This is a genomic window from Pseudoclavibacter chungangensis, assembly GCF_013410545.1.
GTDB lineage: Bacteria > Actinomycetota > Actinomycetes > Actinomycetales > Microbacteriaceae > Pseudoclavibacter > Pseudoclavibacter chungangensis.
The window spans coordinates 798,019-822,617 of record NZ_JACCFV010000001.1; the positions used below are offsets into that span (position 1 = coordinate 798,019).

The 24,599-nt window shown below is 71.0% G+C and carries 25 protein-coding genes; 9 read left to right on the plus strand and 16 right to left on the minus strand.

The annotated features are described in order from the left end of the window. Window positions 1-33: 33 nt before the first annotated feature. Both mca and HNR16_RS03495 read left to right on the plus strand, forming a co-directional pair. Window positions 34-909 (plus strand): mycothiol conjugate amidase Mca, encoded by an 876-nt coding sequence (gene mca / locus HNR16_RS03490; RefSeq protein ID WP_225737816.1) that lies wholly within the window; start codon window positions 34-36, stop codon window positions 907-909. Next, on the plus strand, window positions 906-1,241 hold the full coding sequence (locus tag HNR16_RS03495) for a hypothetical protein (RefSeq protein WP_158040086.1): 336 nt from the start codon (window positions 906-908) through the stop codon (window positions 1,239-1,241). The genes mca and HNR16_RS03495 overlap by 4 nt, the downstream gene beginning before the upstream one ends. 100 nt (window positions 1,242-1,341) lie before the next feature. On the opposite strand, the gene trhA is transcribed toward HNR16_RS03495, so the two are convergent. Next, window positions 1,342-2,022 (minus strand): PAQR family membrane homeostasis protein TrhA, encoded by a 681-nt coding sequence (gene trhA / locus HNR16_RS03500; RefSeq protein ID WP_158040209.1) that lies wholly within the window; start codon window positions 2,020-2,022, stop codon window positions 1,342-1,344. 298 nt (window positions 2,023-2,320) lie between these two features. Here trhA and HNR16_RS03505 point away from each other — a divergent pair, with 298 nt between their 5' ends. Further along, window positions 2,321-3,097, plus strand: a complete 777-nt coding sequence (locus HNR16_RS03505) for an isoprenyl transferase (protein ID WP_158040208.1) — start codon at window positions 2,321-2,323, stop codon at window positions 3,095-3,097. A 445-nt stretch (window positions 3,098-3,542) separates the two neighbouring features. Further along, entirely contained in the window at window positions 3,543-4,907 is a 1,365-nt protein-coding gene (locus HNR16_RS03510) for a PhoH family protein (protein WP_158040085.1), read from the plus strand. 72 nt (window positions 4,908-4,979) lie between these two features. On the opposite strand, the gene HNR16_RS03515 is transcribed toward HNR16_RS03510, so the two are convergent. From HNR16_RS03515 to HNR16_RS03545, 7 genes are all read right to left on the minus strand, one after another. Further along, window positions 4,980-5,504, minus strand: coding sequence for a gluconokinase (locus tag HNR16_RS03515; RefSeq protein WP_158040084.1), 525 nt, complete (start codon window positions 5,502-5,504; stop codon window positions 4,980-4,982). A 2-nt stretch (window positions 5,505-5,506) separates the two neighbouring features. Next, window positions 5,507-6,553 carry an L-idonate 5-dehydrogenase gene (locus HNR16_RS03520; protein ID WP_158040083.1) on the minus strand — a complete coding sequence of 349 codons (1,047 nt, stop codon included), beginning with the start codon at window positions 6,551-6,553 and terminating at the stop codon, window positions 5,507-5,509. A 27-nt stretch (window positions 6,554-6,580) separates the two neighbouring features. After that, a complete protein-coding gene (locus HNR16_RS03525) occupies window positions 6,581-7,315 on the minus strand; it encodes a fumarylacetoacetate hydrolase family protein (protein ID WP_158040082.1) in 735 nt (244 codons plus the stop codon). A gap of 1 nt (window position 7,316) precedes the next feature. Then, window positions 7,317-8,081 carry an SDR family oxidoreductase gene (locus HNR16_RS03530; RefSeq protein ID WP_158040081.1) on the minus strand — a complete coding sequence of 255 codons (765 nt, stop codon included), beginning with the start codon at window positions 8,079-8,081 and terminating at the stop codon, window positions 7,317-7,319. 2 nt (window positions 8,082-8,083) lie between these two features. Further along, window positions 8,084-9,457 (minus strand): MFS transporter, encoded by a 1,374-nt coding sequence (locus tag HNR16_RS03535; RefSeq protein WP_158040080.1) that lies wholly within the window; start codon window positions 9,455-9,457, stop codon window positions 8,084-8,086. 108 nt (window positions 9,458-9,565) lie between these two features. Beyond that, on the minus strand, window positions 9,566-10,363 hold the full coding sequence (locus HNR16_RS03540) for an IclR family transcriptional regulator (RefSeq protein WP_158040079.1): 798 nt from the start codon (window positions 10,361-10,363) through the stop codon (window positions 9,566-9,568). A 20-nt stretch (window positions 10,364-10,383) separates the two neighbouring features. Next, entirely contained in the window at window positions 10,384-11,442 is a 1,059-nt protein-coding gene (locus HNR16_RS03545) for a D-2-hydroxyacid dehydrogenase (protein ID WP_158040078.1), read from the minus strand. Window positions 11,443-11,586: 144 nt separating this feature from the next. On the opposite strand from HNR16_RS03545, the gene HNR16_RS03550 reads away from it, so the two are divergent. Together HNR16_RS03550 and gndA are read left to right on the plus strand one after the other, a co-directional pair. After that, the gene (locus HNR16_RS03550) at window positions 11,587-12,558 is read left to right on the plus strand and encodes an NAD(P)-dependent oxidoreductase (RefSeq protein ID WP_225737815.1); all 972 of its coding nucleotides are present in this window, start codon (window positions 11,587-11,589) and stop codon (window positions 12,556-12,558) included. Continuing rightward, window positions 12,555-14,003 carry an NADP-dependent phosphogluconate dehydrogenase gene (gene gndA / locus HNR16_RS03555; RefSeq protein ID WP_158040077.1) on the plus strand — a complete coding sequence of 483 codons (1,449 nt, stop codon included), beginning with the start codon at window positions 12,555-12,557 and terminating at the stop codon, window positions 14,001-14,003. Before HNR16_RS03550 ends, gndA begins: the two co-directional genes overlap by 4 nt. 81 nt (window positions 14,004-14,084) lie before the next feature. Here gndA and HNR16_RS03560 read toward each other — a convergent pair whose 3' ends face one another. The 7 genes from HNR16_RS03560 to fbaA all read right to left on the minus strand — a co-directional run bounded on the left by HNR16_RS03560 (window position 14,085) and on the right by fbaA (window position 20,693). Then, the gene (locus HNR16_RS03560; RefSeq protein WP_158040076.1) at window positions 14,085-15,485 is read right to left on the minus strand and encodes a class II fumarate hydratase; all 1,401 of its coding nucleotides are present in this window, start codon (window positions 15,483-15,485) and stop codon (window positions 14,085-14,087) included. Window positions 15,486-15,657: 172 nt separating this feature from the next. Then, window positions 15,658-16,311, minus strand: coding sequence for a DUF4245 domain-containing protein (locus HNR16_RS03565; RefSeq protein ID WP_158040075.1), 654 nt, complete (start codon window positions 16,309-16,311; stop codon window positions 15,658-15,660). Window positions 16,312-16,313: 2 nt separating this feature from the next. Continuing rightward, window positions 16,314-16,589: an exodeoxyribonuclease VII small subunit gene (locus tag HNR16_RS03570; RefSeq protein ID WP_158040074.1), complete on the minus strand. Its 276-nt coding sequence runs from the start codon at window positions 16,587-16,589 to the stop codon at window positions 16,314-16,316. Window positions 16,590-16,765: 176 nt separating this feature from the next. After that, window positions 16,766-18,013, minus strand: a complete 1,248-nt coding sequence (gene xseA / locus HNR16_RS03575; RefSeq protein ID WP_225737814.1) for an exodeoxyribonuclease VII large subunit — start codon at window positions 18,011-18,013, stop codon at window positions 16,766-16,768. A gap of 202 nt (window positions 18,014-18,215) precedes the next feature. Next, entirely contained in the window at window positions 18,216-18,755 is a 540-nt protein-coding gene (locus tag HNR16_RS03580; protein ID WP_158040072.1) for a YaeQ family protein, read from the minus strand. A gap of 190 nt (window positions 18,756-18,945) precedes the next feature. Next, window positions 18,946-19,668 carry a DUF6264 family protein gene (locus tag HNR16_RS03585; RefSeq protein ID WP_158040071.1) on the minus strand — a complete coding sequence of 241 codons (723 nt, stop codon included), beginning with the start codon at window positions 19,666-19,668 and terminating at the stop codon, window positions 18,946-18,948. Then, window positions 19,665-20,693 (minus strand): class II fructose-bisphosphate aldolase, encoded by a 1,029-nt coding sequence (fbaA, locus tag HNR16_RS03590; RefSeq protein ID WP_158040070.1) that lies wholly within the window; start codon window positions 20,691-20,693, stop codon window positions 19,665-19,667. Before fbaA ends, HNR16_RS03585 begins: the two co-directional genes overlap by 4 nt. A 271-nt stretch (window positions 20,694-20,964) precedes the next feature. Between fbaA and glpX the strand changes: the two genes are divergently transcribed. Next, entirely contained in the window at window positions 20,965-21,897 is a 933-nt protein-coding gene (glpX, locus tag HNR16_RS03595; RefSeq protein ID WP_158040206.1) for a class II fructose-bisphosphatase, read from the plus strand. 269 nt (window positions 21,898-22,166) lie between these two features. Here glpX and HNR16_RS03600 read toward each other — a convergent pair whose 3' ends face one another. Beyond that, on the minus strand, window positions 22,167-22,787 hold the full coding sequence (locus tag HNR16_RS03600; protein WP_158040069.1) for an exonuclease domain-containing protein: 621 nt from the start codon (window positions 22,785-22,787) through the stop codon (window positions 22,167-22,169). 288 nt (window positions 22,788-23,075) lie between these two features. On the opposite strand from HNR16_RS03600, the gene HNR16_RS03605 reads away from it, so the two are divergent. Then, entirely contained in the window at window positions 23,076-23,480 is a 405-nt protein-coding gene (locus HNR16_RS03605; protein ID WP_225737813.1) for a VOC family protein, read from the plus strand. A gap of 175 nt (window positions 23,481-23,655) precedes the next feature. Next, window positions 23,656-24,528, plus strand: a complete 873-nt coding sequence (locus tag HNR16_RS03610) for an RCC1 domain-containing protein (RefSeq protein WP_158040067.1) — start codon at window positions 23,656-23,658, stop codon at window positions 24,526-24,528. Window positions 24,529-24,599: the final 71 nt, after the last annotated feature.

Genomic DNA, 24,599 nt, shown 5'->3' on the forward strand with positions numbered 1-24,599 from the left:
CTCGATCCCAGGCTAACGTCTCCGAGGAGCACAGTGACACTTCGACTCATGGCGGTGCACGCGCACCCCGACGACGAATCCAGCAAGGGTGCCGCGACGTACGCGGCGTACGCGGATCGTGGGGTGGAGGTCATGGTCGTCAGCTGCACCGGCGGCGAGGCGGGCGACATCCTCAACCCCGGCATCGAGTCGATGCACCATGCGAAGCGTGACCTCGCCGGCCTCCGGCGCGTCGAGATGGCCGCCGCACAGCGCATCCTCGGCGTCGAGCACCGCTGGCTCGGCTACGTCGACTCCGGTATGGCACGCGAGGACGGCTCGCTGCCGCCCGCGAGCTTCGCCGCGATCCCCGTCGAGATCTCGGCCCGACCACTCATCCGTCTCGTTCGTGAGTTCCGTCCTCACGTGCTCATCACGTACGACGAGAACGGCGGCTACCCGCACCCCGACCACATCCGGTGCCACGAGGTCTCGATGCGTGCATGGATGCAGGCGGGCACGAACGACGACCCCGAGCTCGGCGAGCCGTGGACCGTCTCGAAGCTCTACTACGACCGCACCATGAACGCCGAGCGCGCCGAGTCGATGTTCGAGCTCGTCCAGCGCACCGATCCGGATTCGCCGCTCGCCGAGAAGATGGCGGAGATGGTGTCGTGGATGAGCCGCAAGCCGACGACGATCACGACGCGTGTGAGCGTCGGCGAGTTCTTCCCGCGGCGCGACGACGCACTTCGTGCCCACGCGAGCCAGGTCGCGCCCGACAGCGGCTTCTTCTTCGCCGTTCCCCGCGCGCTCGAGCTCGAGGCGTACCCGTACGAGGACTACCAGCTCGTCGACAGCCGGGTCGCGGTTACGACGCCCGAGAGCGACCTGTTCGAGGGCGTCGTCGACGAGGGCGGCGCTGCGTGAGCGCGTCGCTCGCCCTGCTCGGGGAACTCGTCCTCCAGGTCCCGACGCCGACGGACCCGCCGTTCGACCCGGACGACGTCACGCCCGGCGTCGTGGGCTTCGCGGCGATCTTCGTCCTCTTCCTGATGGTGTCGGCCATCGCGTTCGACCTCATCCGCCGGGTGCGTCGCGTCAAGTACCGCGAGGTCGTGCGGGAGAAGCTCGAGCGCGAGGTCGCCGAACGCGACGCGAACGCGGCCCGCGACGACGAGCCGTCGGCTGACGGCGGCGGCGTCACCGGGGCACGGGAGGCAACGGACCCTCCGGGTTCGGGCGGCGATCAGGCACGCTGACGCTCGCGCGGACGCCCGTCCATCGGGCCCGCGGACCCGTCGGGTGGCGCGAGCGCCCGAGCGGCGCGCCTCGCACGCCACCGCTCACGAGCCCGGCTCGTCAGGCGAACGTCGGCGGTGACAGGCAGATGAGCAGGATGCCCGTCCACTGGCAGAGGAACGCGAGCACCGTGAACACGTGGAAGATCTCGTGGAATCCGAAGCGGCCGGGCCACGGGTTCGGGCGCTTGAGGCCGTAGAACACCGCGCCGATCGTGTAGAGCACACCGCCCACGATGACGAGCACCATGAGCGCGACGCTCACGCGCAACAGATCGCCGAGGTACATGACCGCGGCCCAGCCGAGCGCGATGTAGAGGGCGACGTAGAGCCAGCGGGGCGCCGTCACCCAGAACACGCGGAACCCGATGCCGAGGAGCGCGGCACCCCACACGATGCCGAACAGCAGCCAGCCCTTGTCCGGGGGCAGCGCGACGAGCGAGATCGGCGTGTAGGTGCCGGCGATGAGCAGGAAGATGTTCGCGTGGTCGAAGCGCTTGAGCGCGACCTTCGTCCGCGGCGACCAGTCGAAGCGGTGGTAGAGCGCCGAGATGCCGAACAGCAGCCACGAGCACACGGCGAAGATCGAGGCGGCGAACTTCGCGAGGCCGCCGTCGGCGAGCACGATGAGGACGATGCCCGCGGCGATCGCGAGCGGCAGCGTGCCCGCGTGGATCCACCCGCGCCACGTCGGACGTGCCTCGGCCGCGTCCTGGCGCCGGGCCCGGTCGTCCGCCTCCATGATGGGCAGGTGCAGCGTCGGCTCTCGGCCGACGTCGAGGGAGTCGCCCGGCTCGGCGTCACCGGCGGTGGCGTCGCCGTTCGAGCGGGGGGTGGACGGGCCGCCGTGTGAGACGTCGGGGTCCACGTCGCGTGTCGCGCCGTCGTGGTCGTCGCGTGCGGGTTGGAGCTCGTGCTCGGCGTGTGGAGTCACACCTGCAGGGTACGCGCCGCTGTCTGGGGGCAGGTGGAGACCGGGCCGCTCGGGTACGCGGCGCAGTTCGGAGCCTGCGCGCGCTAGGTTGGTGCTCGTGGCACGGATGCGAATGAACGACGGGCGAGGACCGCTCTATCGTCTCTACCTGCGTCGCCTGCGGCACCAGATCGAGGGGCGTCCGAAGCCGAGACACGTCGCGATGATCATCGACGGGAACCGGCGGTGGGCGAAGCAGCTCGGGCATCCTGACGCCGCGCACGGCCACCGAGCGGGTGCCGCGAAGATGGTCGAGTTCATGAACTGGTGCGATCGCGACGGCATCGAGGTCGTCACGCTCTACCTCCTGTCGAACGACAACCTGCGGAGCCGGGGCAGCGAGGAGCTCGAGGCGCTCGTCGACATCATCTCGACGCTCGCCCGCGATCTCGCGGAGAACGAGCGCTGGCGCATCCAGCACGTGGGGGCGGTCGAAGGGCTCTCCGACACCCTTCGGGAGACGCTGCAGGAGGTGCAGGAGACGACCGCCGGGCGATCGGGAATGCACATCAATCTCGCGGTCGGTTACGGCGGCCGCAACGAGATCGTGGAGGCCGTCCGCGCCATCCTCCGCGAGGGCGCCGCCGACGGCCGGGATCCAGCGCAGATCGCGGACGCGATCACGGCGACCGAGATCGCGGAACACCTCTACACGGGCGGGCAGCCTGATCCCGATCTCGTCGTGCGCACATCCGGCGAGCAGCGGTTGAGCGACTTCATGCTGTGGCAGTCCGCGCACTCGGAGTTCTACTTCGTCGAGGCGCTCGGCCCCGATCTGCGCGAGGTGGACTTCGTCCGTGCGTTGCGCGACTACGCGGGACGTCAGCGTCGCTACGGCCAGTGAGCGTGCGGCTCCGGTGGTGTGGCCGTGTGATTCCGGCTGTGAGCGTGCGACTCCGGCCGTGACCGTGCGACTCCGGCCGTCGGCGCCTCCGCCGGGTCGGCGCATCCGCTGGACGGGACGCGCACGACACGCCGTGACCGGCCCGTCAGGACACGCCGCAGCACGTTCGACGTGTCCGTGTTCGTCGTCGACCATCGCCACATGGTCATCAGCGGTCACTCCGGTGCGCATCCGTCACGCCGTCGGTGAGCATTTGCCTCACGGGCGGTGAATTCTCGGCAGCCGGGGCCTCAATGAGCGTTCACCCGGCGGCGGCCGCGTACGGTGTGGTCATCAGGTACGGAGCCTGATCGAGACGGCCTCAATCGTTCGGCTCGACCCCTTCGACCACGGCCGCCTCGGTGAACACCGACGAGCCCGACGGCTCGGCGAAGGAGCACCCGACGTGTCCAACACCGCACCGCACCACGACGACCAGGCCGCCGGCGCGACCGCCGCCCACGAGCAGACCGCGACGACACTACGCACCTACGTCCTCGACACCTCGGTGCTCCTGAGCGATCCGCGCGCCCTGTTCCGCTTCGCCGAGCACGCCGTCGTGATCCCCGTCGTCGTCATCAGCGAGCTCGAGAAGAAGCGCGACGACCCCGAGATCGGGTACTTCGCACGCCAGGCGCTCCGCTACCTCGACCGCCTCCGCGACGAGCACGAACGCCTCGACTTCCCGATCAGCATCGGCGACGCGGGTGGCACGCTGCGCGTCGAGCTCAACCACTCGTCCGTCGCCTCGCTCCCGAGCGGCCTCCAGCTCGGCGACAACGACACGCGCATCCTCGCCGTCGCCCAGAACCTCGCCGACGAGGGACTCGCGGTCACGGTCGTGTCGAAGGACCTGCCGATGCGCGTCAAGGCGTCCGCGATCGGCCTCGCCGCCGAGGAGTACCGCGCCGAGCTCGCGCGCGACACGGGGTACACGGGGATCGCGTCGATCGATCTCGCGGCGAGCGAGGTGAGCGACCTCTACGAGTCGGAGCGCATCGAGACGGCGGCCGTCGACGAGCTGCCCGTGAACACGAGCCTCGTCATCCACTCGGAGCGCGGCTCGGCGCTCGGACGTGTGACGGGGCCGGGCAGCCTCCGACTCGTGCGCGGTGACCGCGAGGTCTTCGGCGTGCACGGCCGCTCCGCCGAGCAGCGGCTCGCGATCGACCTGCTCCTCGACCCCGACATCGGGATCGTCTCGCTCGGTGGTCGGGCGGGCACGGGCAAGAGCGCGCTCGCGCTCGCGGCGGGCCTCGAGTCCGTGCTCGAACGCGGTGCACAGCGGAAGATCATGGTGTTCCGTCCGCTCTACGCCGTGGGCGGGCAGGAGCTCGGCTACCTACCGGGCGACGCCGACGAGAAGATGAACCCCTGGGGTCAGGCGGTGTACGACACGCTGTCGGCGATCGTCTCCGACAACGTCATCGACGAGGTCGTCGCGCGCGGCATGCTCGAGATCCTGCCGCTCACCCACATCCGCGGGCGTTCGCTGCACGACGCGTTCGTGATCGTCGACGAGGCGCAGTCGCTCGAGCGCGGCGTGCTGTTGACGATGCTCTCGCGCATCGGGCAGGGCTCGCGCGTGATCCTCACCCACGACGTGGCGCAGCGCGACAATCTCCGCGTCGGACGCCACGACGGCATCGCTTCGGTCATCGAGAGCCTCAAGGGTCACGGACTGTTCGGGCACATCACGCTCACGCGGTCGGAGCGCAGCGAGATCGCGGCGCTCGTGACCGAGCTGCTCGAGGACTACGAGATCCGCTGACTCCGGACGGAGCGGACGACGGCGCCCCCGTTTCGCGGGGGCGCCGTCGTATCCGTCGGGTGTCGCGGGACGTCAGGAGTGCACGCGCGACTGCAGGAGGCGCGTGACGCGGTCGACGATCTCCTCGGGGGACTCCGCCACGTCGACCACCGTGCCCGCCTCCCAGTCCGCGAGGGGTTCGAGCGTCTCGAACTGGCTGTCGAGGAGCGTCGTCGGCATGTAGTCGTGATTGCGGTGCTGGATGCGATCGGCGATGAGATCGCGATCACCGGCGAGGTGCACGAACAGCAGGTCGGGGGCACTCGACCGCAGGAGTTCGCGGTACCAGCGCTTGAGCGCCGAGCACGCCACGATCGTGATGCGTCCGGCCGTGCGGTTCTCGGCGATCGTCTCGCCGATGCGCTTGAGCCACGGCACCCGGTCCTCGTCGGTGAGCGGTTGCCCGGCGGCCATCTTGGCCTTGTTGGTGGCGGGGTGCAGATCGTCACCGTCGACGAAGACGATGTTGAGACGCGCCGCGAGGGCTGCGCCGATCGTGGATTTGCCCGTCCCCTGGACGCCCATCACGACGATCGGCGGGTAGCGCGTCTCGGACATGTTCAGGCCTCCTCGTCGAAGCGCAACAGGACCTTCGATGATACCGACGCGTCCCGTGCCACACGGAAGGCCTCGAGCGCCTCGGCGACGGGGTACTCGTGGGTGACGACCGGGTCGATCCGCAGCGAGCCGTCGGCGAGCGCGGCGATGACCTCGTCGATCTCGTCGTTGAAGCGGAACGAACCCGTGAGCGTGAGTTCGCGCGTGATCGCGAGCGACATGAGCACGGGGATCTCACCGGTGCGCTGGAGGCCGAGCATGACGACCCGACCGCCGCGACCGGCACCGCGGATCGCGCTCGCGAGGCCCGGGACCGTGCCGGACGACTCGATGACGACGTCCGCGTGCACGTTCGCGATCGCGTCCGCGTTCCGCGCGTCGATCGTCGCGGTCGCACCGAGCGTGCGGGCCGTCTCGAGCGGCAGCTCGTGCAGGTCGCTCGCGATGATCTCGGCGGCACCGTGGTGCCGGAGCACGGCGACGGCGAGCGCGCCGATCGGGCCGGCACCGATGACGAGGACACGTGCACCGCGAACGTCCCCGGCGCGGCCGACACCGTGCCACGCGACGGCGGCGGGCTCCGCGAGTGCGGCCGTCCGGAGCGGGAGCCCCTCGGGCAGCGCGCGCAGCATGCGCGTCGGCAGCGCGACGCGTCGAGCGAACGCGCCGTCCGTGTGGGGCACCCGGGCGGCGGAGCCGAGATAGGTGCCGGCGGGGGAGAGATTGGGGCGATCGGCGGGGAACGGTGCCGAGCCGTCGTCGACGGGCGTCGCCGGGTGCACCGCGACGGGCGTCCCCGCCGCGGGCCCGGAGCCGTCCGCAGCGGCCGTGACGACCCGTCCGACGACCTCGTGGCCGAGTACGAGCGGGGCGCGCAGGATCGATTCGCCCGCCGCGCCGTGCAGCCAGTAGTGCAGGTCGCTCCCGCAGACGCCGCCGTAGGCGACCTCGATGACGGCCTGGTCGGGGCCCGCTGTGGGCTCGGGCAGTTCGTCGAGCCGGAGGTCGTCCTTGGCGTGCGCGACGACGGCGAGGTTCGGTGATGACACGGTGCGTCTCCTGTGAGCGGTGTGCGGTTACGAGCAGGTGGTGACGAGCGGGATGCCGGCGACGGTGATCTCGACGTGGGCGCCCGGTTCGACGGCGAAGGCGGAGTGCGGGGCACCCGTCATGATCACGTCACCGGGACCGAGCTCGATCCACGACGCGACGTACGCGAGGCAGTCGGCGATCGACGCGGGGAGTTCGGCGCTCGAGGTGCGGGCGCGGGCCACGCCGTCGATGTCGACGTGCAGCGGCACGTCGTCGAGGTCGGCCTCGGTCTCGATCCACGGGCCGAGCGGCGTATAGGCGATGCCGCCCTTGCCCTCGAAGTTGCGCGGGTCGCTGCTCGCGCGCGCCGGGTTCGAGACGTCGTTGACGGCCGTCACCCCCAGGACGTACTCGTGTGCGTTCGCCGCGGTGAGTCCGTCGCTCGGGCGTCCGACGACGACCGCGACCTCGCCCTCGATGTCGTTGCGACCGACGCCACGGCGGAGCGGCACCGTGGTGCCGCTCGCGACGACCGTGCGCGGGCTCTTGAGCCACGCCTGCACGGGGGAGGGGGCGTCCTGGCCGTTCTGGGCGATCCCCACGACGACCGTCGGTGCGCACGGCGCGAGCGGCACGGCGTCGGTCACCGGTTCGCCGGTGGGTTCGGGGTGGCGACCCTCGGCGAACGCGAGGTACGGGTCCTCGCAGGGCACCCACGCGCCCTCGATCTCGATCGCGTGGACGGGCCCGGCGGGCCCGGCGATGCGGGTGAGTCGCACGTCAGACCACCGCCGTCATGCCACCGTCGACGAAGATCGTCTGGCCGTTCACGAAGGACGAGGCATCGCTCGAGAGGTACACGAGCGTGCCGACGAGGTCCTCGACGCGACCCCAGCGGCCCGCGGGCGTGCGGCCCTTGACCCACGCCGAGAACGCCTCGTCCTCGACGAGGGCCTGCGTGAGCTCCGTCGCGAAGTAGCCGGGTGCGAGCGCGTTGACCGTGATCCCGCTGCCCGCCAGATCGGCGCACAGGCCCTTCGTGAGCATGACGATCGCACCCTTCGTCGCGCTGTACGGCGCGATGCCCGGGCGTGCGAGCTGCGATTGCACGCTGCCGATGTTGACGATCTTCCCGCTGCCGCGTTCGACCATGCCGCGTGCGACGCGTCGGGACAGCAGGAAGGCGCTCGTGAGGTTCGTCGCGAGCAGGTCGTCCCAGTCGGCGTCGGTGAACTCGGTGATCGGGGCGCGGCGCTGGATGCCGGCGTTGTTCACGAGGACGTCGACCGTCCCGATCTTGGCGTCGAGTGCCGTGAGCCCGTCGTCGACCGCCCGTGCGTCGGTGACGTCGAACGTGCTCACGAGGGGCGTCGTGCCGGTCGTGTCGGCGATCTCGGCCGCGGTGCGCTCCGCCTTCGCCCGGTCGCGTCCGTGGACGACGACCCGGGCGCCCGCCTCGGCGAGGCCCTGTGCGAGGGTGCGGCCGATGCCCTGGCTCGAGCCGGTCACGAGGGCGGTGCGCCCGTTGAGGTCGAAGAGATTCATGGTCAGCGAGGTCCCGTTTCGTCGGTGGAGAGTCGCACCGCGTCCTCGGTGCGGAAGAGGTCGCGTCCACGTGTCTCGGGGACGAGGAAGGTGGAGGCCGTGGTGATCGCGGCGAGCGTCGCCATGTAGACGGCCATGAGGATCCAGTTGCCGCCGGAGACGGCGAGCATGTAGGCGCCGATGACACCCGCGAGTCCGCCCGCGAGCACCGCGGAGATCTCGCGTGCCATGGCGACGCCGAGGTAGCGGTGCCGGTTGCCGAACAGTTCGGGGAGCATCGCGCACTGCGGTCCGAGCATCGTGTTGACGGCGACGCCGATGCCGATCGCGACGACCGCGATCACGAGCCACGGGATGCCGAGCGACAGGGCCCACCAGGCGGGGAACGCGTAGAGCAGCATGAACACGGCACCCGCGCGGTAGACGGGCTTGCGACCGACGCGGTCGGAGAGCCACCCCGTGAGGGGGATCGAGAAGCAGCCGATGAGCGAGCCGATCGTCACACCCCAGGTCGCGAGGGAACGGTCGACCGTCACGGCGGCCGACGACGTGACGAACGCGAGCGCGACGGTCTGGAACATGTAGGACCCGCCGTTCTCCGCCATGCGGAGGCCGGCGCCGACGACGATGCCCGGCAGGCCTTTCGTGAACACGTTGCGGATCGGCCGGTCGGTGACCTGCTCGTGCTTCTCGAGCTCGACGAACGTCGGCGTCTCCTTGAGCTTCATGCGGATGAAGATCGCGACGAGGATGAGCAGGAACGACATCAGGAACGGCACACGCCACGCCCACGTGAGGAAGATCTCGTCGGGCAGCGAGGCGAGGAACGAGAAGACGAGCGCGGCGAGCAGCGTGCCGAGCTGGATCCCGATGAACGGGAGCGACGAGAAGAAGCCGCGCTTCTTGACGGGGGAGTACTCGGCCATGAGGACGGTCGCGCCGGCTTGCTCGGCGCCGGCACCGAAGCCCTGCAGCAGGCGGAGCACGGTGAGCATGATCGGTGCCCAGATGCCGATGGCCTCGTAGGTCGGGAGCGCCCCGATGAGGGTCGTCGCACCGCCCATGAGGAGGATCGTGACGACGAGCACCCACTTGCGGCCGATGCGGTCGCCGATCGTGCCGAAGAAGAGCCCACCGAGGGGCCGTGCGAGGAACCCGACACCGAACGACGCGAGCGATGCGACGATGCCGATGTTCGGGTCGAGGTCGGTGAAGAACAGGCGGTTGAAGATGAGTGCCGACGACAGCCCGTAGAGGGCGAAGTCGAAGTACTCGAGCGCCGACCCCACGGTCGAGGCGAGCGTGGCGCGGCGCAGGTTCGCTGCGTACTCCGGATCCTCGGTGTCGAGTTCCGGCTTGTCGACGGTGTCTGTCACGGTGACATCTCCCTTGATGTGCGGGTCGAGCGGCACTCGGGAGCCCCGAGGCTGGAGGTCAGCGTAACAGCACCGTGAACCCTGTTCAACCGTCTGAACAGAACTCGATCACTCCGTCGTCGCTGGGGCTCCCTGGATCGACATCGGGTTCGTCAGCTCGGCGGCCGCCGCGATGAGTGCCGCCCCGATCTCCGCGATGCGGGCCTCGTCGGCGAGCTCGGTCGGGATCGCGACACCGAGGGCGAAGGCGGGGTCGCTCGGCAGCCACGGGTCGAGCGGGACGGCGATGCCCGAGACGCCACCGACCGACTCGTTCGCGTCGACCGCGTAGCCCCGCTCGCGCGCGAGGCGCACCTTCGCGAGCAGCCCGTCGAGGTCGACGACGCTGTTCTCGGTGAGCCTCGGGAACGGCACCGAATCGCGCAGGAGCTCGGCGATCTCGTCGTCGTCGAGCCGCATGAGCAGGGCGTTCCCGCTCGCCGAGAGGGCCGCCGGCAACCTCGAGCCGAGCGGTGTGCCCAGGCGGTGTCGGAGGCGACCCTCGTGCCGCGCGAGGTACAGCGTGTCCGTGCCGTCGAGCATCGTGATCTGCACGACCTCCGTCCGCAGCACCTCGCTCGCGTCGCACACGCCGAAGAACTCTCGCACCTGATTGAACTGCACGGCGAACGCGCCACCGAGTTCGGCCGTCCGGCGACCGAGTCGGTAGCCCTGGGGCACGCGCTGGAGCATGCCACCGTCCTCGAGGACACCCACGAGGTTGAGTGTCGACGACTTCGCGATGTCGAGTGCGCGTGCGATGTCGCTCAGGGTCATCGGCGCGCCCTGCGCATCGGCCAGCAGGTTCAGGATGCGCAGGGCGCGCGTGACGGCGGGCGCCGGGTCTCGATCGGACTTCTCGGGCATCTCGCCTCCATGGTGTCGGGTCAGTAGAACTCGACCGTATCGACCCGGTTCTTCAGCGGCTCGCCATCGAGGAGGTGTCGCGCGTTCTCGGCGAACAACCGGGCGATGCGGATCTCTTCGGCACTGTTGAGCGCGGCGGTGTGCGGGCTCACGAGCACGTTCGGCTCCGACCAGAGCGGGCTGTCGGCGGGGAGCGGCTCGACCGCGAACACGTCGAGCGCGGCGAACGAGACGCGGCCGTCGCGCAGGGCGGCGAGCAGGGCGTCCTCGTCGATGACCGTGCCGCGTCCGACGTTCGAGACGATGGCGCCCGGCTTGACGTTCGCGAAGAACGACTCGCCGAGGAGGCCCTCGGTGGCGGTCGTCCCCGGCAGCGTCACGACGACGGCATCCGCCTCGGCGGCGGCCGCGTCGAGCTCCTCGATCGGCACGAGGCGGTCGACGCCCTCGACGGGCTCGCCGCTCCGCGTCGTGCCGAGCACCGTCGCGCCGAGCGCGTGGAACTTGCGCGCGGCTGCCGCGCCGATGCCGCCGAGGCCCACGACGAGCACCGTCATCTCGTCGAGCTGGCGCATCTCCCAGCGGTCGCTCCACTCGCGGCGGGACTGCTGCGCCTGGAGCCGCGGCAGGTCCTTCGCACCCGCGAGCACACCGAACAGGGCGAACTCGGCGAGCGTCTCACCGTGGACGCCCGCGCTCGTCGTGAACGCGACGCGCTCGAGCTCCTCGTTCGTGAGGCTCGCGGCCTTCACCTGGCCGCCACCGCCCGCGGCGGTCGCGTGCACCCAGCGCAGACGCGGGTTCGCGCGGACCGTCCGCGTGAGGGCGGCGGGGTCGACGTCGGGGATCCCGAACAGGGCGTCCGCGGAGTCGACGAGCTCGTCGAACGCGCGCTGCTGCTCGGCCGTGCGCGTGAACGCCGGGTCGCCCGACCAGTCGGCGGGGCCGCGCATGGGGTGGTAGAGCGTGTGGTCGCGCACGAGCTCGACGCGCGGCTCGAGCCGCTCGACGAGTTCGCAGAGCGACTCCTTCAGGTCGACGCCGACGGCGACGCGAAGTCGTGGGGTGGTCTCGGTCATGGCTCATCCTCGCTGATCAGTGGTGCCGGAACCGAACCGTCGGATGCGTGCGGTTTCCGTGGATCGGAGGCTCGCATGGGACGGACGGTCAGTCCAGTCTACTGAACTCTGTTCACGATGTTGATCAATTGCTAGACTGCATGCGTGATCAATGCAGCTCATCAGGACACGCGCATCGGCGTCATCGGCCTCGGGGCCATGGGGCGACCGATGGCCGGACACCTTCTCGACGCGCACGGCGCCCTCAGCGTCACGGGACGCACGAAACGCGACGACGACCCGTTGCTCGCCGCGGGTGCCACATGGGTCGACACGCCGCGGGACCTCGCCGCACGAAGCGACGCGGTCCTCCTCATGCTCCCCGATCTGCCGCAGGTCGAGGACGTGCTCCAGGGCGAGTCCGGACTCCTCGCCGGCGTCACGGACCCGCTCCTGTTGCTCATCGGCAGCACCTCGTCGCCGACCGGCGTGCGCGAGCTCGCCGCGAGGCTGGCAGACGAGACGGACGGTCGCGTGCACGTCGTCGACTGCCCCGTCTCGGGCGGCGAGGACGGCGCGAAGGCCGGCACGCTCTCGATCATGCTCGGTGGTGACGCGGACGACGCGGCCGAGGCGGCGCGCCTCCTCGCCCCGTGCGGTCGTCCCGTGCACCTCGGGCCGCTCGGTGCGGGCGAGGTCGCGAAGGCATGCAACCAGATGGTCGTCTCCGCCACGATCCTCGCGCTCGGCGAGGCGAGCGTGCTCGCCGATCGGAGCGGGATCGACCTCGACACGCTGTGGGGCCTGCTCTCCGGCGGCTACGCGGGCGGTGTGCTCCTCGACAGCCGACGCGAGAAGCTCGTCACGGGCGACGACTCGCCCTCGGGCGTCGCGAAGTACATGGTCAAGGACCTGCGCTTCGCGAACGACGTCGCGATCGCGACGGGAACCGATGCCGTGCTGCTGCCCACGCTCCGCGCCGCGTTCGACGAGCTCGTCGAGCGTGGCTACGGAGACCGCGACATCGCCGTGACCCGGCGATTCGTCGCCGAGCGCGGGGCCGCGGACGTCACCCCCGGCGCTTCCGACGAAGCCGGCGAACCGGGCCACCCGGACGCGACGGCGGAACGCGCATGAGCGCGACGGAGGCGACCGCGAACGTCGGCGTCGTCGGACTCGCCGTCATGGGGTCCAACCTCGCCCGCAACCTCGCGAGCCGCGACGGCAACACGGTCGCGATCTACAACCGCAGCCGTGGCCGCACCGACGCGCTCGTCGCCGAGCACCCCGAAGCCGGGTTCGTGCCCGCCACGACCGTCGCCGAGTTCGCGGCATCGCTGCAGCGACCGCGCACCGCGATCATCATGGTCAAGGCCGGTGCCCCCACCGACGCCGTCATCGACGAGCTCGTCGCGGTGTTCGAGCCGGGCGACATCATCGTCGACGGCGGGAACGCGCAGTTTGCGGACACGATCCGGCGCGAACGGGCCGTCCGCGAAACGGGCATCGACTTCGTCGGCTGCGGGATCTCGGGCAGCGAGGAGGGCGCGCTCAACGGGCCGTCGCTCATGCCCGGCGGCTCGGTGCAGTCGTACGAGACGCTCGGCCCCCTGCTCACCTCGATCGCGGCCGTCGCCGAGGGGGAGCCGTGCGTGACGCACGTCGGGACCGACGGCGCCGGGCACTTCGTCAAGATGGTGCACAACGGCATCGAGTACGCCGACATGCAGCTCATCGCCGAGGCCTACGACCTCATCCGCCACGGCACCGGCAGGACGCCCGCCGAGATCGCCGAGGTCTTCGCCGAGTGGAACCGCGGCGAACTCGAGTCGTACCTCATCGAGATCACCGCGGAGGTGCTGCGTCAGGTCGACACCGATACGGGGCTCCCGCTCGTCGACGTCGTCCTCGACCGGGCGGGTGCGAAGGGGACCGGCGCGTGGACGGTCCAGACCGCGCTCGATCTCGGCGTCCCCGTCTCGGGCATCGCCGAGGCCGTGTTCGCCCGCTCCGTCTCGTCGCGGCCGGAGCAGCGGGCCGCGGCCCGCACGCTCCCGGGCCCCGACGGCTTCACGGTCGACGACCCCGAGGCGTTCGTCGAGGACGTGCGCCGCTCGCTCTACGCGTCGAAGATCATCGCCTACTCGCAGGGCTTCGACGCGATCGTCGCCGGGGCCGAGCACTACGGCTGGGACATCCGCAAGGGCGACATCGCGGCGATCTGGCGCGGAGGCTGCATCATCCGCGCGCAGTTCCTGGGTCGCATCACGGAGGCGTACGCCGACGACCCGGCGCTCGTCTCGCTCCTCACGGCGCCGTACTTCGCGACGGCCGTCGCGGACGCGCAGGACTCCTGGCGCCGCGTCGTCGTGGCGGCGACGACGGGTGGCGTGCCCGCGCCCGCGTTCTCCTCGTCGCTCGCGTACTACGACTCGCTCCGCGCGGAGCGACTGCCGGCAGCGCTCGTGCAGGGGCAGCGCGACTTCTTCGGCGCCCACACGTACGGCCGCATCGACCGCCCGGGCACGTTCCACACGCGCTGGTCGGGCGACCGGAGCGAGGAGCGCGTCGACGGCGCCTGACGGCCGGTCGCCGCGTCACACGACGGGGCCCGGTGCGCGAGCCGTCCGCTCGAGCACCGGGCCCCGTCGTGTGATGACCGCCTACAGGTTGGGCGAGGTCATCTTGAGCACGTCGAGCTTCGCGTCGAGCTCCTCCTCGGAGATCTCGCCACGCTCGACGTAACCGAGGTCGATAACCGCCTGACGCACCGTGATCTTCTCGGCGACCGCGTGCTTCGCGATCTTCGCCGCGGCCTCGTAGCCGATGACGCGGTTGAGGGGCGTCACGATCGAGGGCGAGGACTCCGCGAGGGCACGCGCGTGCTCCTCGTTCGCGACGAGGCCGTCGACGGCCTTGTCCGCGAGCACGCGCACCGAGTTCGACAGCAGACGGATCGATTCGAGCAGGGCCGTGCCCATGACCGGGATCTGCACGTTGAGCTCGAACGAGCCCGACGCGCCCGCGATGGTGATCGCCGCGTCGTTGCCGATGACGCGCGACGCGACCATGAGCGTCGCCTCGGGGATCACGGGGTTGACCTTGCCGGGCATGATCGACGAACCGGGCTGCAGGTCGGGGATGTGGAGCTCACCGAGGCCGGCGTTCGGGCCCGAGCCCATCCAGCGCAGATCGTTGTTGATCTTGATGAGCGACACGGCGATCGTGCGGAGTGCGCCCGAGGCCTCGACGAGCGCGTCGCGCGCGCCCTGCGCCTCGAAGTGGTCCTCCGCCTCGGTGAGGGGGAGCGCCGCGTTCGACGCGAGCTCCGCGATGACCTTCTGCGAGAAGCCCGCGGGGGTGTTGATGCCCGTACCGGTTGCGGTGCCGCCGAGGGGCACCTCGGCGACGCGCGGGATCGTCGCGTTCACGCGGTCGATGCCGAGGCGGATCTGACGTGCGTAGCCCGCGAACTCCTGGCCGAGCGTGACGGGCGTCGCGTCCATGAGGTGTGTGCGGCCGGCCTTGACGGTCTGCGCCCACAGCGCCGCCTTCGCCTCGAGCGCGACCGCGAGGTGGTCGAGGCTCGGGACGAGCGAGTTGAGCAGGGCGTCGGTGACGGCGACGTGCACCGAGGTCGGGAAGACGTCGTTCGACGACTGCGACGCGTTGACGTGGTCGTTGGGGTGCACGTTCTCACCGAGCGAGGCCGTGGCGAGCGCCGCGAGCACCTCGTTCGTGTTCATGTTCGACGACGTGCCCGAGCCGGTCTGGTACACGTCGACCGGGAACTGGTCGAGGTGCGCACCGCCGATGATCTCCTCGGCCGCGGCGACGATCGCCTTCGCGCGCGCCTCGTCGATGATCCCGAGCTCGGCGTTCACGAGCGCCGCGGCACGCTTGATGCGTGCGAGGGCGATGATCTGGCCGTCCTCGAGGCGCGAGCCGGAGATCGGGAAGTTCTCGACTGCGCGCTGTGTCTGCGCGCCGTAGAGCGCGGACTTCGGAACGCGCACCTCGCCCATCGTGTCGTGTTCGATGCGGTACTCGGTCTCGTCAACCACGTGGTCACCTTTCGAAGGAGCAGACGGCCGTCGGGCCTTGCCGCCGACGGCGTTCGCGGTATGCGCGCCTCGGCGCGCGCGTGCACCGACGCATCGGTGCACGAGCCCAAGCGTACCCAGTCGGCGCGACCGCCGGGAGGCCGCTCCCGGCACCGTCCGGCGGACGAGCAGGTCAGTCCGTGAAGCCCGCCGTGATCGCCCTCGCGACCGTCTGCACCGCTTCGGCCGAGTGGCTGCCGTAGACGACGTACGTCGAGCCGTCGTGTTCGAGCACGAGCGCATAGGCGGTGTTCCCGCGTTCCTCGTCGGGCAGATCGAGGTGGTCGTATGCGGTCCAGACGTGTCCGTCGAGGTTCACCTCGCCCGTGACCGTGCGATCGGTGAGTTTCTGCGCGACCCACGTCGGGTTCGCGTCGAGGCCCTGGCTGAGGCCGACGTACTCGGCGGGCTCGCCGGACGGGCCGGGCACGAGGAAGCCGACGTACCACTCGGTGACCCCGTCGGCGCCGGTGCGGATCTCGGCACCGTTGGCGACCCAGCCGTCGGGCAGGACGGGCGCAGCGAGCGGCTGCGCGTGGTCGGGCTGGGCCTGCGCGGCCGCCGCGATGTAGTCGATCTCGGGCAGCCGCGAGGTGTCGTCGCGGGGGACGAGGACGACGAGCAGGAACATGCCGATCGCGCACACGACGAGTGACGCGACGAGGTTGCGGAACGTCTGGCGGACGCGGTGCAGGCGACTCGCCTCGGCCTTGCGGGCGGCGGTCTCCTCGGGCGTCTCGGGGCGGCCGAGTTCGGCGACGACCCGCGGCTCGGTGGTCTTCGCCATGCTCAGGCCCGGTCGTCCGACGCGTCGTCGGCGTCGGTGTCCGAGGTTCGGCGGGCCGCCTCCAGGCGCTGGCGCGCGCCGACGAGCCACTGCTCGCAGCGGTCGGCGAGCGCTTCGCCGCGCTCCCAGAGCGCGAGCGACGCCTCGAGCGTCTGCGATCCCTGTTCGAGCTCGGTCACGACGCGGACGAGCTCGTCGCGCGCGTCCTCGTAGCTCAGCTCGGCGACATCGGCGTTCGCCGCCGCGTCGGGGGAGGGGACAGGGGTACGAGCAGCCATACCCCCAGTCTAAAGCCCGCCCACCCCCACCCCTCCCACACTCCCAACCCTCTCCACTCGCCAGAGTTCCGGGCGGTTCTCGGGGTTCCGGGGCACCCGGAACCCCGAGAACCACCCGGAACTCGGCGGTCGTGTCCGTTCGTGATCGAGTCGCAGGGGGGTGGGCAGGGGGCGTGTCAGGGGGTGAGGGGGGTGGCGTCCGTGGTCGTCGCCGCGATCCGGCCGTCGGACACGCGGATGCGCAGCTTCGAGTCGACCGGCGCGTCGGCGTAGGAGCGGACGACGTGTCGCGCGTCGTCGTCGGCGGCGGGGCCGTCGACGCGTTCGACGATCGAGTAGCCGCGGTCGAGCGTCTTCTGCGGCGAGAGCGCCGAGAGATGACGCGCGAGCGATCGCACCTGCTCGTGCTCGCGCTCCACGAACCGGTCCACGAGCTCCTCACCGCGCGCCGCGAGCCGCATGACCTCGTCGCCGCGCTGCTCGACGATCCACTCCGGGCGAGCGAGCGCCGGGCGGGACCGGATCTGGTCGAGCCCCCGCGTCTCGTTCGCGATGAGATTCGCGATGCGCTGCACGAGCCGCGAGCGCCCCTGCTGCACGATCGCGAGTTCCTCCGCGACATCGGGCACGATGCGCTTCGCGGCATCGGTCGGGGTCGATGCGCGAAGATCGGCGACCTCGTCCAGGATCGGCCGATCGGCCTCGTGACCGATCGCGCTCACGACGGGCGTCGAGAGCTCGGCCACGCGCCGCACGAGTCGCTCGTCCGAGAACGGCAGCAGGTGCTGGAAGTCGCCGCCGCCACGGGCGACGACGATGACGTCGACCTCGGGATCGGCGTCGAGCTCGCGCAACGCCGCCGACACCTCGTCGACCGTCCGCTCGCCCTGCACCGAGGTGTAGATCGTGCGGAACCGGACTGCGGGCCAGCGCAACTCCGCGTTGCGCTTCACGTCCTTCTCCGCATCGGAGTCGCGCCCCGTGACGAGACCGATCGTGTTCGGCAGGAACGGCAGGCGGCGCTTGCGGTCCGCATCGAAGAGCCCCTCGGCCCGCAGCTCCCGCCGGAGTCGTTCGATGCGTTCGAGCAGATCGCCGAGGCCGACGTGGCGCAGGTCGTAGACCTGCATCGAGAGCGTGCCGCCCTTCTTCCAGAAGTCGGGCTTGACGTGTGCGACCACCCGGTCGCCCTGCTTGAACTCGCCGTCGAGGCGCTGCACGACCGAGCGCCACGCCGTGATGCTCAGGGTCGAGTCGCCCTCGAGGTCCTTGAGCTTGCCGTAGGCGTGGCCGCCGCGGATGTTCCAGCCGGTGAGTTCGCCCTCGATCCACACCGCGCCGAGTCGCGAGATCCATTCGTGCAGCAGTTCGGAGACCGTGCCGACCGACCAGGGCTCCTCGGCCGAGGACGGGGGTGGGGTCATGCTCACCATCTGCGCTCCGATTCGCTGCGGGCTCGGCGCCGGGTCGGCGGTCGGCCCTCCGAGGATACTGCGACGGTCGGGCACGGTCGCCTCGCCTCGTCGAGGTGCCGAACGCCGCCCCGGGCGTGGCGCGTCGTCGGCGACGACGAGCGGGGGCTCGGGGCGGCCCGGCCGTCGCGGATTCGGCGAACTCGCGGGCCGGTCAGGCTGCGGACACCGTGTGGATCGGTGAGTCGAACGAGGCTCCGTTGAGTTCGAGGTACACGTGCCCCTCCGTGACCGACACCGTGAGCTCGTTCCGGCGTTCGATCGCCGCGGCGGCGCGCTCCACGAAGCCGGGATCGAAGCTGTGCACGGGGATGTCCGCGCCCCGGTGCATCGGCTTGCCCGCCCACCCCGCGACGAGCTTCGCCGGGTCGCGGAACGTGTACACGGCCGTGCGCTCGGCGAGCTTGCTGCCCGTGTGGAGCCGCTTGGCGTCGGGAGCACCGATCTCGATCCACGCGAGCACCGACCCGGTCGGATCCTTCACGAGGATCGCGGGTTCGTCGGTGGCGGAGATGCCGGCGGTGAAGTCGATGCCGTTCTCGTACTCGAGGCAGTACGCGAGCACGCGCGTGAGCATGTACGTGTCGGTCTCGGACGGGTGTCGGGCGACGCGCAGCACGGGGTCGGCGTACACACCACGATCGAGGTCGGCGAGTTGCACGGTGAAGGTGTGGATCGTCGCGCCTGCGGCCATGGTGCACGAGCCTAGCCGCCTCGGGGCCGCGTCTCGCGCACCCCAAGCGGGGCGGCGAGCGGGCGCGGTGGCTGCGGAGCGACGCCCGTCCTCGCATCCGCCCGAACGGGACCGGGCACGCGGATCCACCCGGACGGGCGCGAGCTCACCGCCGAGCGACCGGCGCCGACGCGAGAGCCGGTCGGGTGGCTCAGGGCGTCGGCGTCGGCGCCGGGGTCTGCTGCGCGGCCGCGGTGAGTGCCTGCACGAGTTCCGGGTGCATCATGATGCCGAGCATGATGAGTGCGAACGAGAACAGGGTCGCGAGCACGGCGCCCAGCACGGGGATCCACGCGGCGCGTTTGCCCGCGCGCCACCGGATGAGCGTCAGGTAGAGGGCGATCGCGTAGATCGCCGGATGTCCGAGGATGCCCACGAGCGAGAGCGCCGTGAGGCCGTCGGGCCGCGTGTAGGCACCGACCCCGTACTGCTCGTAGAACGACGCGAACGTCATGGCGAGCGAGTTCTCGGTGAACATCACCATGTTCGTGATCGTCGCGAGGATCCCGACCGCGAGGAGCATGATGCCGACCATGCGGTCGCTGCGGCGCCGATTCTCCTTCAGCTTCTCCGTGTCGACGACACCCATGGGCGTCGCGGTGAAGTTGGAGAGGTTCGGATTGCGGCTGGTTCCGCTCGCGTTCTTCGGCGACTCGTTCGTCGTCGGGCCGTCAGGTTTCGCTTTGACGCCGGTGCGCGATCGCCCGATCGTCGTCGACGGTGACCCGGTCGGTCGTGTGCGGCCGGGCTCACCCGTGCGGCCGGTCTCGACCGGCGTGCTCTCGGGGTGGGCGGCGGGCCGGCCGCCGCCGGACGACGGGGCCGCGGGGGCCCCGTCGTCCGGGCGGTCGGCCTGGTCGGACGGGTGACTCACGAGCGCTGCGACTGCCCGAACGATCCGAGCTGCTTCGCGGCCTCGGCGACGCGCGCGGCGGTCGCGGTCTCGGCCTTCTTGCCCCACGAGCGCGGGTCGTAGATCTTCTTGTTGCCCACCTCGCCGTCGATCTTGAGGAAGCCGTCGTAGTTCTTGAGGACCGAGTCGGCAACGGAGCGCGAGTACGCGTACTGCGTGTCGGTGTCGATGTTCATCTTGACGACGCCGTTCGCCACGGCCGTGGCGATCTCCTCCTCCGTCGAGCCGGAACCGCCGTGGAAGACGAGGTCGAGCGGCTTCGGGCCCGTGCCGAACTTCTCCTGCAGGCCCTCCTGGATCTCGGCGAGCAGCTCGGGGCGGAGCTTCACGTTGCCGGGCTTGTAGACGCCGTGCACGTTGCCGAAGGTGAGGGCGGCCATGTAGCGGCCCTTCTCGCCGAGGCCGAGCGCCTCGACGGTCGCGACAGCGTCGTCGAGGGTCGTGTAGAGGTGCTCGTTGATCTCGTTCGCGACGCCGTCCTCCTCACCGCCGACGACACCGATCTCGACCTCGAGCACCTGGTTGTTGGCCTTGGTGCGCTTGATGATCTCCTGCGCGATCTCGAGGTTCTCGCCGAGCGGCACGGCCGAGCCGTCCCACATGTGCGACTGGAACAGGGGCGCCTCGCCGTTGCGGATGCGCTCCTCGGCGTCGTCGAGCAGGGGAAGCAGGAAGTCGTCGAGCGCGCTCTTGGGGCAGTGGTCCGTGTGGAGCGCGACGGTGATGTCGTAGCTCTTGGCGACCTCGGTCGCGAAGGTGGCCATCGCGATGGCACCGCGGGCGCGGGCCTTGACGGTCTGCCCCGCGAAGTAGTCGGCGCCACCGGTCGTCACCTGGATGATGCCGTCGGAGCCGGCTTCGGCGAACCCCTGCAGGATCGCGTTGATGGTGCTGGAGGACGAGGCGTTCACAGCGGGATACGCGAAGCCGTTCTGCTTCGCGCGATCGAGCATCTCGGCGTACTGTTCCGGCGTGGCGATGGGCATTCGGAGCTCCTTCGGCGGTTTGGTGTGGTCGCGGGACGGCGGCGGCCCCGCGACCCTCCCACTCTACTGAGCGGCGGTGGGCGTTCGCGGCGTGGCCGGGCACCCGGGCGCACACGCCTCGGCGCTACGCTGGGAGTCGACGACGCCGTCGGGCCGGTCGCGACCGCGACCCGCACCGGCTTGTGTGAAAGGGAACCACGTGAACGACAGCACCGCGCCCACCGACGAAGCCGACGAGAAGCTCTTCTACAAGCCGGACCGCAACCTCGCGATGGAGCTCGTCCGGGCGACCGAAGCGGCCGCGATCCGGGCGGCACCCTGGATCGGCCGTGGCGACAAGAACGCCGCCGACGGTGCCGCGGTCGACGCGATGCGCAAGTTCCTGCACACCGTCGAGTTCCAGGGCCGCGTCGTGATCGGCGAGGGCGAGAAGGACGAAGCCCCGATGCTGTTCAACGGTGAGGTCGTCGGCAACGGCGAGGGGCCGGAGTGCGATATCGCGGTCGACCCGATCGACGGGACCTCGCTCACCGCCGCGGGCCGTCAGAACGCGCTGAGCGTCATCGCCGTCGCGGACCGCGGCTCGATGTACGACCCGAAGGATCTGTTCTACATGGACAAGATCGTCACGGGCCCCGAGGGCATCGGCGTGATCGACCTCGCGAAGCCGATCGGTGAGAACATCCGGGCGCTCGCGAAGGCGAAGGGCAAGGCCGTCGAGGACATGGTGATCGCCGTGCTCGACCGTCCCCGGCACGAGAAGCTCATCGCCGAGATCCGCGAGGCGGGCGCGGGGACGCGCCTCATGCTCGACGGCGACGTCGCGGGCGGTATCAACGCCGCACGGAGCGCGACGCGCATCGACATGTGCACGGGCATCGGCGGGACGCCGGAGGGCATCATCACGGCGTGCGCCATCAAGGCCCTCGGTGGCGTGATGCAGGGACGCATGTACCCGCGCAACGACGAGGAGCGCGAGAAGGCCATCGCGGCGGGGCACGACCTCGACCGCGTGCTCACGCAGGACGACCTCGTCCGCACCGACAACACGTACTTCGTCGCGACGGGCGTCACCGACGGCGGCCTGTGCGCGGGCGTTCGCCGCGAGGGGAAGCGCATCGTGACGGACTCGGTCGTGCTGCGCTCGCACTCAGGAACGGTGCGTCGTGTGCAGGCCGAGCACCTCGAGGCGAAGTGGCTCTGAGCGCCGAGCGTTCGTGAGCGGTGCGGGTCGCGTCCCGTCGCCCGTCCGGTGACGGCGGGCGGCGGGCGCTGACGCGCGCCCTCCCGACGCGGTGACGGCGTCGCGCTCACGCCCGGAGGTGTGCGGGCATCGCGCTCCCGCTCGGCGTTGCGCCGTCGTCCCACCGGACGATGCAGTCCGGATGGTGCGACGACGCTGAGCGGGGACACCTCGCGGACGTCTCCCGGCAGGCGGGGCAGTGCCCGGTGCCCGGTGTCGGGTGTCGGGTGTCAGCCGAACGTCGCCCCGCTGACGAGCCGCTCGGCTCCCGAGCGGTCGGAGTGAATCGCGAGTTCGCCGATGCGGACGCCCACCGCGTTCGCGAGCGCGTCGAGGTCCGCGGCACCCGTTCGGCGGGCCGCGTCGATGACGATCGCCGCCGCGGCTTCCGCGTCGCTGCGCGGATCGTGGTGGACGAGATCGGTGAATCCCGCGGCCGCGGCGGCGAGCGGCAGCCGGTAGGACGCGAGGTCGTACACGCGTCGGGCCGTCCGCAGGCTGCAGAAGTGGCGCAGCACGGGCAGCGCCGCGTCGGTCGCGAGGCTCGCCGCGGCCATGACGCCGAGGTCGAACGGCGCGTTGTGGGCGACGAGGACGTCGCCGTCCGCGAACTCGAGGAGGCGAGGGAGCTGCGCCGTCCACGTCGGGGCCTCGCTCACGTCGGCCTCCGCGATGCCGTGCAGGCGCACGTTGAACGGCGTGAACGAGTCGTGCCCCGCGGGCGGTCGGATGAGCCACGAGTCGGATTCGACGACCGCGCCGTCGACGACCTTGACGAGGCCGACCGCACACGCCGAGGCGGGGGAGCGGTTCGCGGTCTCGAAGTCGATCGCGGTGAAGGAGACGGGCACGACTCCATGCTCCCACGGCGCCCGGACGCTCGGCGGGGACGGGCGGCGTGGTGCCGGGCGCGCTCGTGCGGCACATTCGGCCGAAAGTCTTGGCGACCGCCGCGGGGCCCGGGCCGCCCGGCCGGCGAAGCGGCCGGCGAGTCCGATTCGGGCAGCGGGTCACGACACGGCGTGTCGGTTCTCGGCGGGTTCCGTGGCTGGCGTGGCAGCATGCCCGGGCGTGTGCGACCGTGGCGGGGTCGATGGTGCTTCCGCCGGGGCGGTCGCGTGGTCGGAAAGGAACCCCCAGTGTCACGAGTCGTCCACTTCGAGATCCATGCGAGCGAGCCCGATGCGCTCATCGACTTCTACACGGCCGTGTTCGGCTGGACCTTCACGAGGTTCGGCGACATGGACTACTGGTCGATCAGTACGGCCGACGCCGACGGCGACGACGGCGTCGGGATCAACGGTGGCCTGACGAGGCGTGAGGGTTCGCCGCCCGGCCCGTCGGCACCCGTCAACGGTGCGAACATCGTGGTCGCGGTCGACGACGTCGACGCGACGTTCTCGCTCGCGATCGATCAGGGGGCGAGCAGCGCTGCCGTTCCCGAGGACCTCGCGGGTGTGGGGCGGGTCGCCAACATCCGCGACCCGGACGGGAACCTGCTCGGGCTCATCACGCCGGACCTCTCGGCGATGTCCGGCGCCTGAGTCGTTCGCGACGTCGACCGGGTGCCCGGTGATGCGCCCGTGCCCAGGCACGCCGCATCACTCGACCGTGCACGGCCCGGGCGTCGCCGATCGGACGAACGGTGCGAGCAGACCGATCAAGCGGCACCGTTCGGGCGTGGGCGCTCCTTGATGCGGTCGCGCGAGAATCGACGCCATGAATGCCGCGATTCGTGAGTCCCACGGCGCATGTCTCCCCGTCATCGCCGCCGGTCGGCGGCATTCGGTGGGCGTGCAGCCCGACGGGACGGTCGTCGCCGTCGGGGACGGCCGCGCGGGGGAGTGCGGTGTCGGAGCGTGGCGGGACATCGTGGCGGTCGCCGCGGGCAACGTGCACACCGCGCGGAACACGGGCCGCTCGCACACCGTCGGCCTCCGTCGTGACGGGCTGGCCGTGGCCACCGGGTGGAACGCGGACGGACAGTGCGACCTCGCCGGATGGCGCGACGTCGTGTCCGTCGCGGCCGGATGGCGGCGCACGCTGGGCGTCGTGGCCGATGGCTCCGTCCGTGCGGCGGGGCGGCGTGACGAGGGCGCGTGCGACGTCGACGCGTGGCGCGAGATCGTCGCGGTCGCGGCGGGCGATTGGCACTCGATCGGGTTGCGGGCGGACGGCACCGCGGTCGCCGCGGGTCTCGACCGCCGGGGGCAGTGCCGGGTCTCGGAGTGGCGCGGCCTCGTCTCTGTCGCCGCGGGATACCTGCACACCGTCGGCCTGACGCGCGACGGTGGTGCCGTCGCCACGGGCGACGCGAGCGAGGGGGCGACGGACGTCGCCGGGTGGTTCGATCTCGTCGACGTGAGCGCGGGGAGCTCCCACACCGCCGGTGTCGATGCGCGGGGTCGCGCCTGGGCGACGGGGAACAACGACCGCGGGCAGTGCGAGGTCGGGGCGTGGCGCGAGGTCGTCGCCGTCGCCGCGGGGTCCACCCACACGCTCGGGCTGCGTGCCGATGGGACGGTGCTGGCGACCGGGACGGGCATCGACGGGCGGTGCGCCACGCGAGGCTGGCGGCTCGAGGTGCCCTGAGCCGAGCCGAGCCGAGCCGACCCGACCCGCCGAACCCGCGGCGACGAGCGACGTGCGAGCCCGGAGCCGGC

Bases quoted from the DNA above. Each gene is read 5' to 3' on its own strand.
- HNR16_RS03545 (WP_158040078.1), bottom strand. From the start codon at position 11,442: ATGACCGAGACCACCCCACGACTTCGCGTCGCCGTCGGCGTCGACCTG.
- HNR16_RS03530 (WP_158040081.1), bottom strand. From the start codon at position 8,081: ATGAATCTCTTCGACCTCAACGGGCGCACCGCCCTCGTGACCGGCTCG.
- HNR16_RS03505 (WP_158040208.1), top strand. From the start codon at position 2,321: ATGCGAATGAACGACGGGCGAGGACCGCTCTATCGTCTCTACCTGCGT.
- HNR16_RS03580 (WP_158040072.1), bottom strand. From the start codon at position 18,755: ATGGCCGCAGGCGCGACGATCCACACCTTCACCGTGCAACTCGCCGAC.
- trhA (WP_158040209.1), bottom strand. From the start codon at position 2,022: ATGGAGGCGGACGACCGGGCCCGGCGCCAGGACGCGGCCGAGGCACGT.
- glpX (WP_158040206.1), top strand. From the start codon at position 20,965: ATGGAGCTCGTCCGGGCGACCGAAGCGGCCGCGATCCGGGCGGCACCC.
- HNR16_RS03515 (WP_158040084.1), bottom strand. From the start codon at position 5,504: ATGTCCGAGACGCGCTACCCGCCGATCGTCGTGATGGGCGTCCAGGGG.
- HNR16_RS03540 (WP_158040079.1), bottom strand. From the start codon at position 10,363: ATGCCCGAGAAGTCCGATCGAGACCCGGCGCCCGCCGTCACGCGCGCC.
- HNR16_RS03565 (WP_158040075.1), bottom strand. From the start codon at position 16,311: ATGGCGAAGACCACCGAGCCGCGGGTCGTCGCCGAACTCGGCCGCCCC.
- xseA (WP_225737814.1), bottom strand. From the start codon at position 18,013: ATGACCCCACCCCCGTCCTCGGCCGAGGAGCCCTGGTCGGTCGGCACG.
- HNR16_RS03610 (WP_158040067.1), top strand. From the start codon at position 23,656: ATGAATGCCGCGATTCGTGAGTCCCACGGCGCATGTCTCCCCGTCATC.
- gndA (WP_158040077.1), top strand. From the start codon at position 12,555: ATGAGCGCGACGGAGGCGACCGCGAACGTCGGCGTCGTCGGACTCGCC.
- HNR16_RS03570 (WP_158040074.1), bottom strand. From the start codon at position 16,589: ATGGCTGCTCGTACCCCTGTCCCCTCCCCCGACGCGGCGGCGAACGCC.
- fbaA (WP_158040070.1), bottom strand. From the start codon at position 20,693: ATGCCCATCGCCACGCCGGAACAGTACGCCGAGATGCTCGATCGCGCG.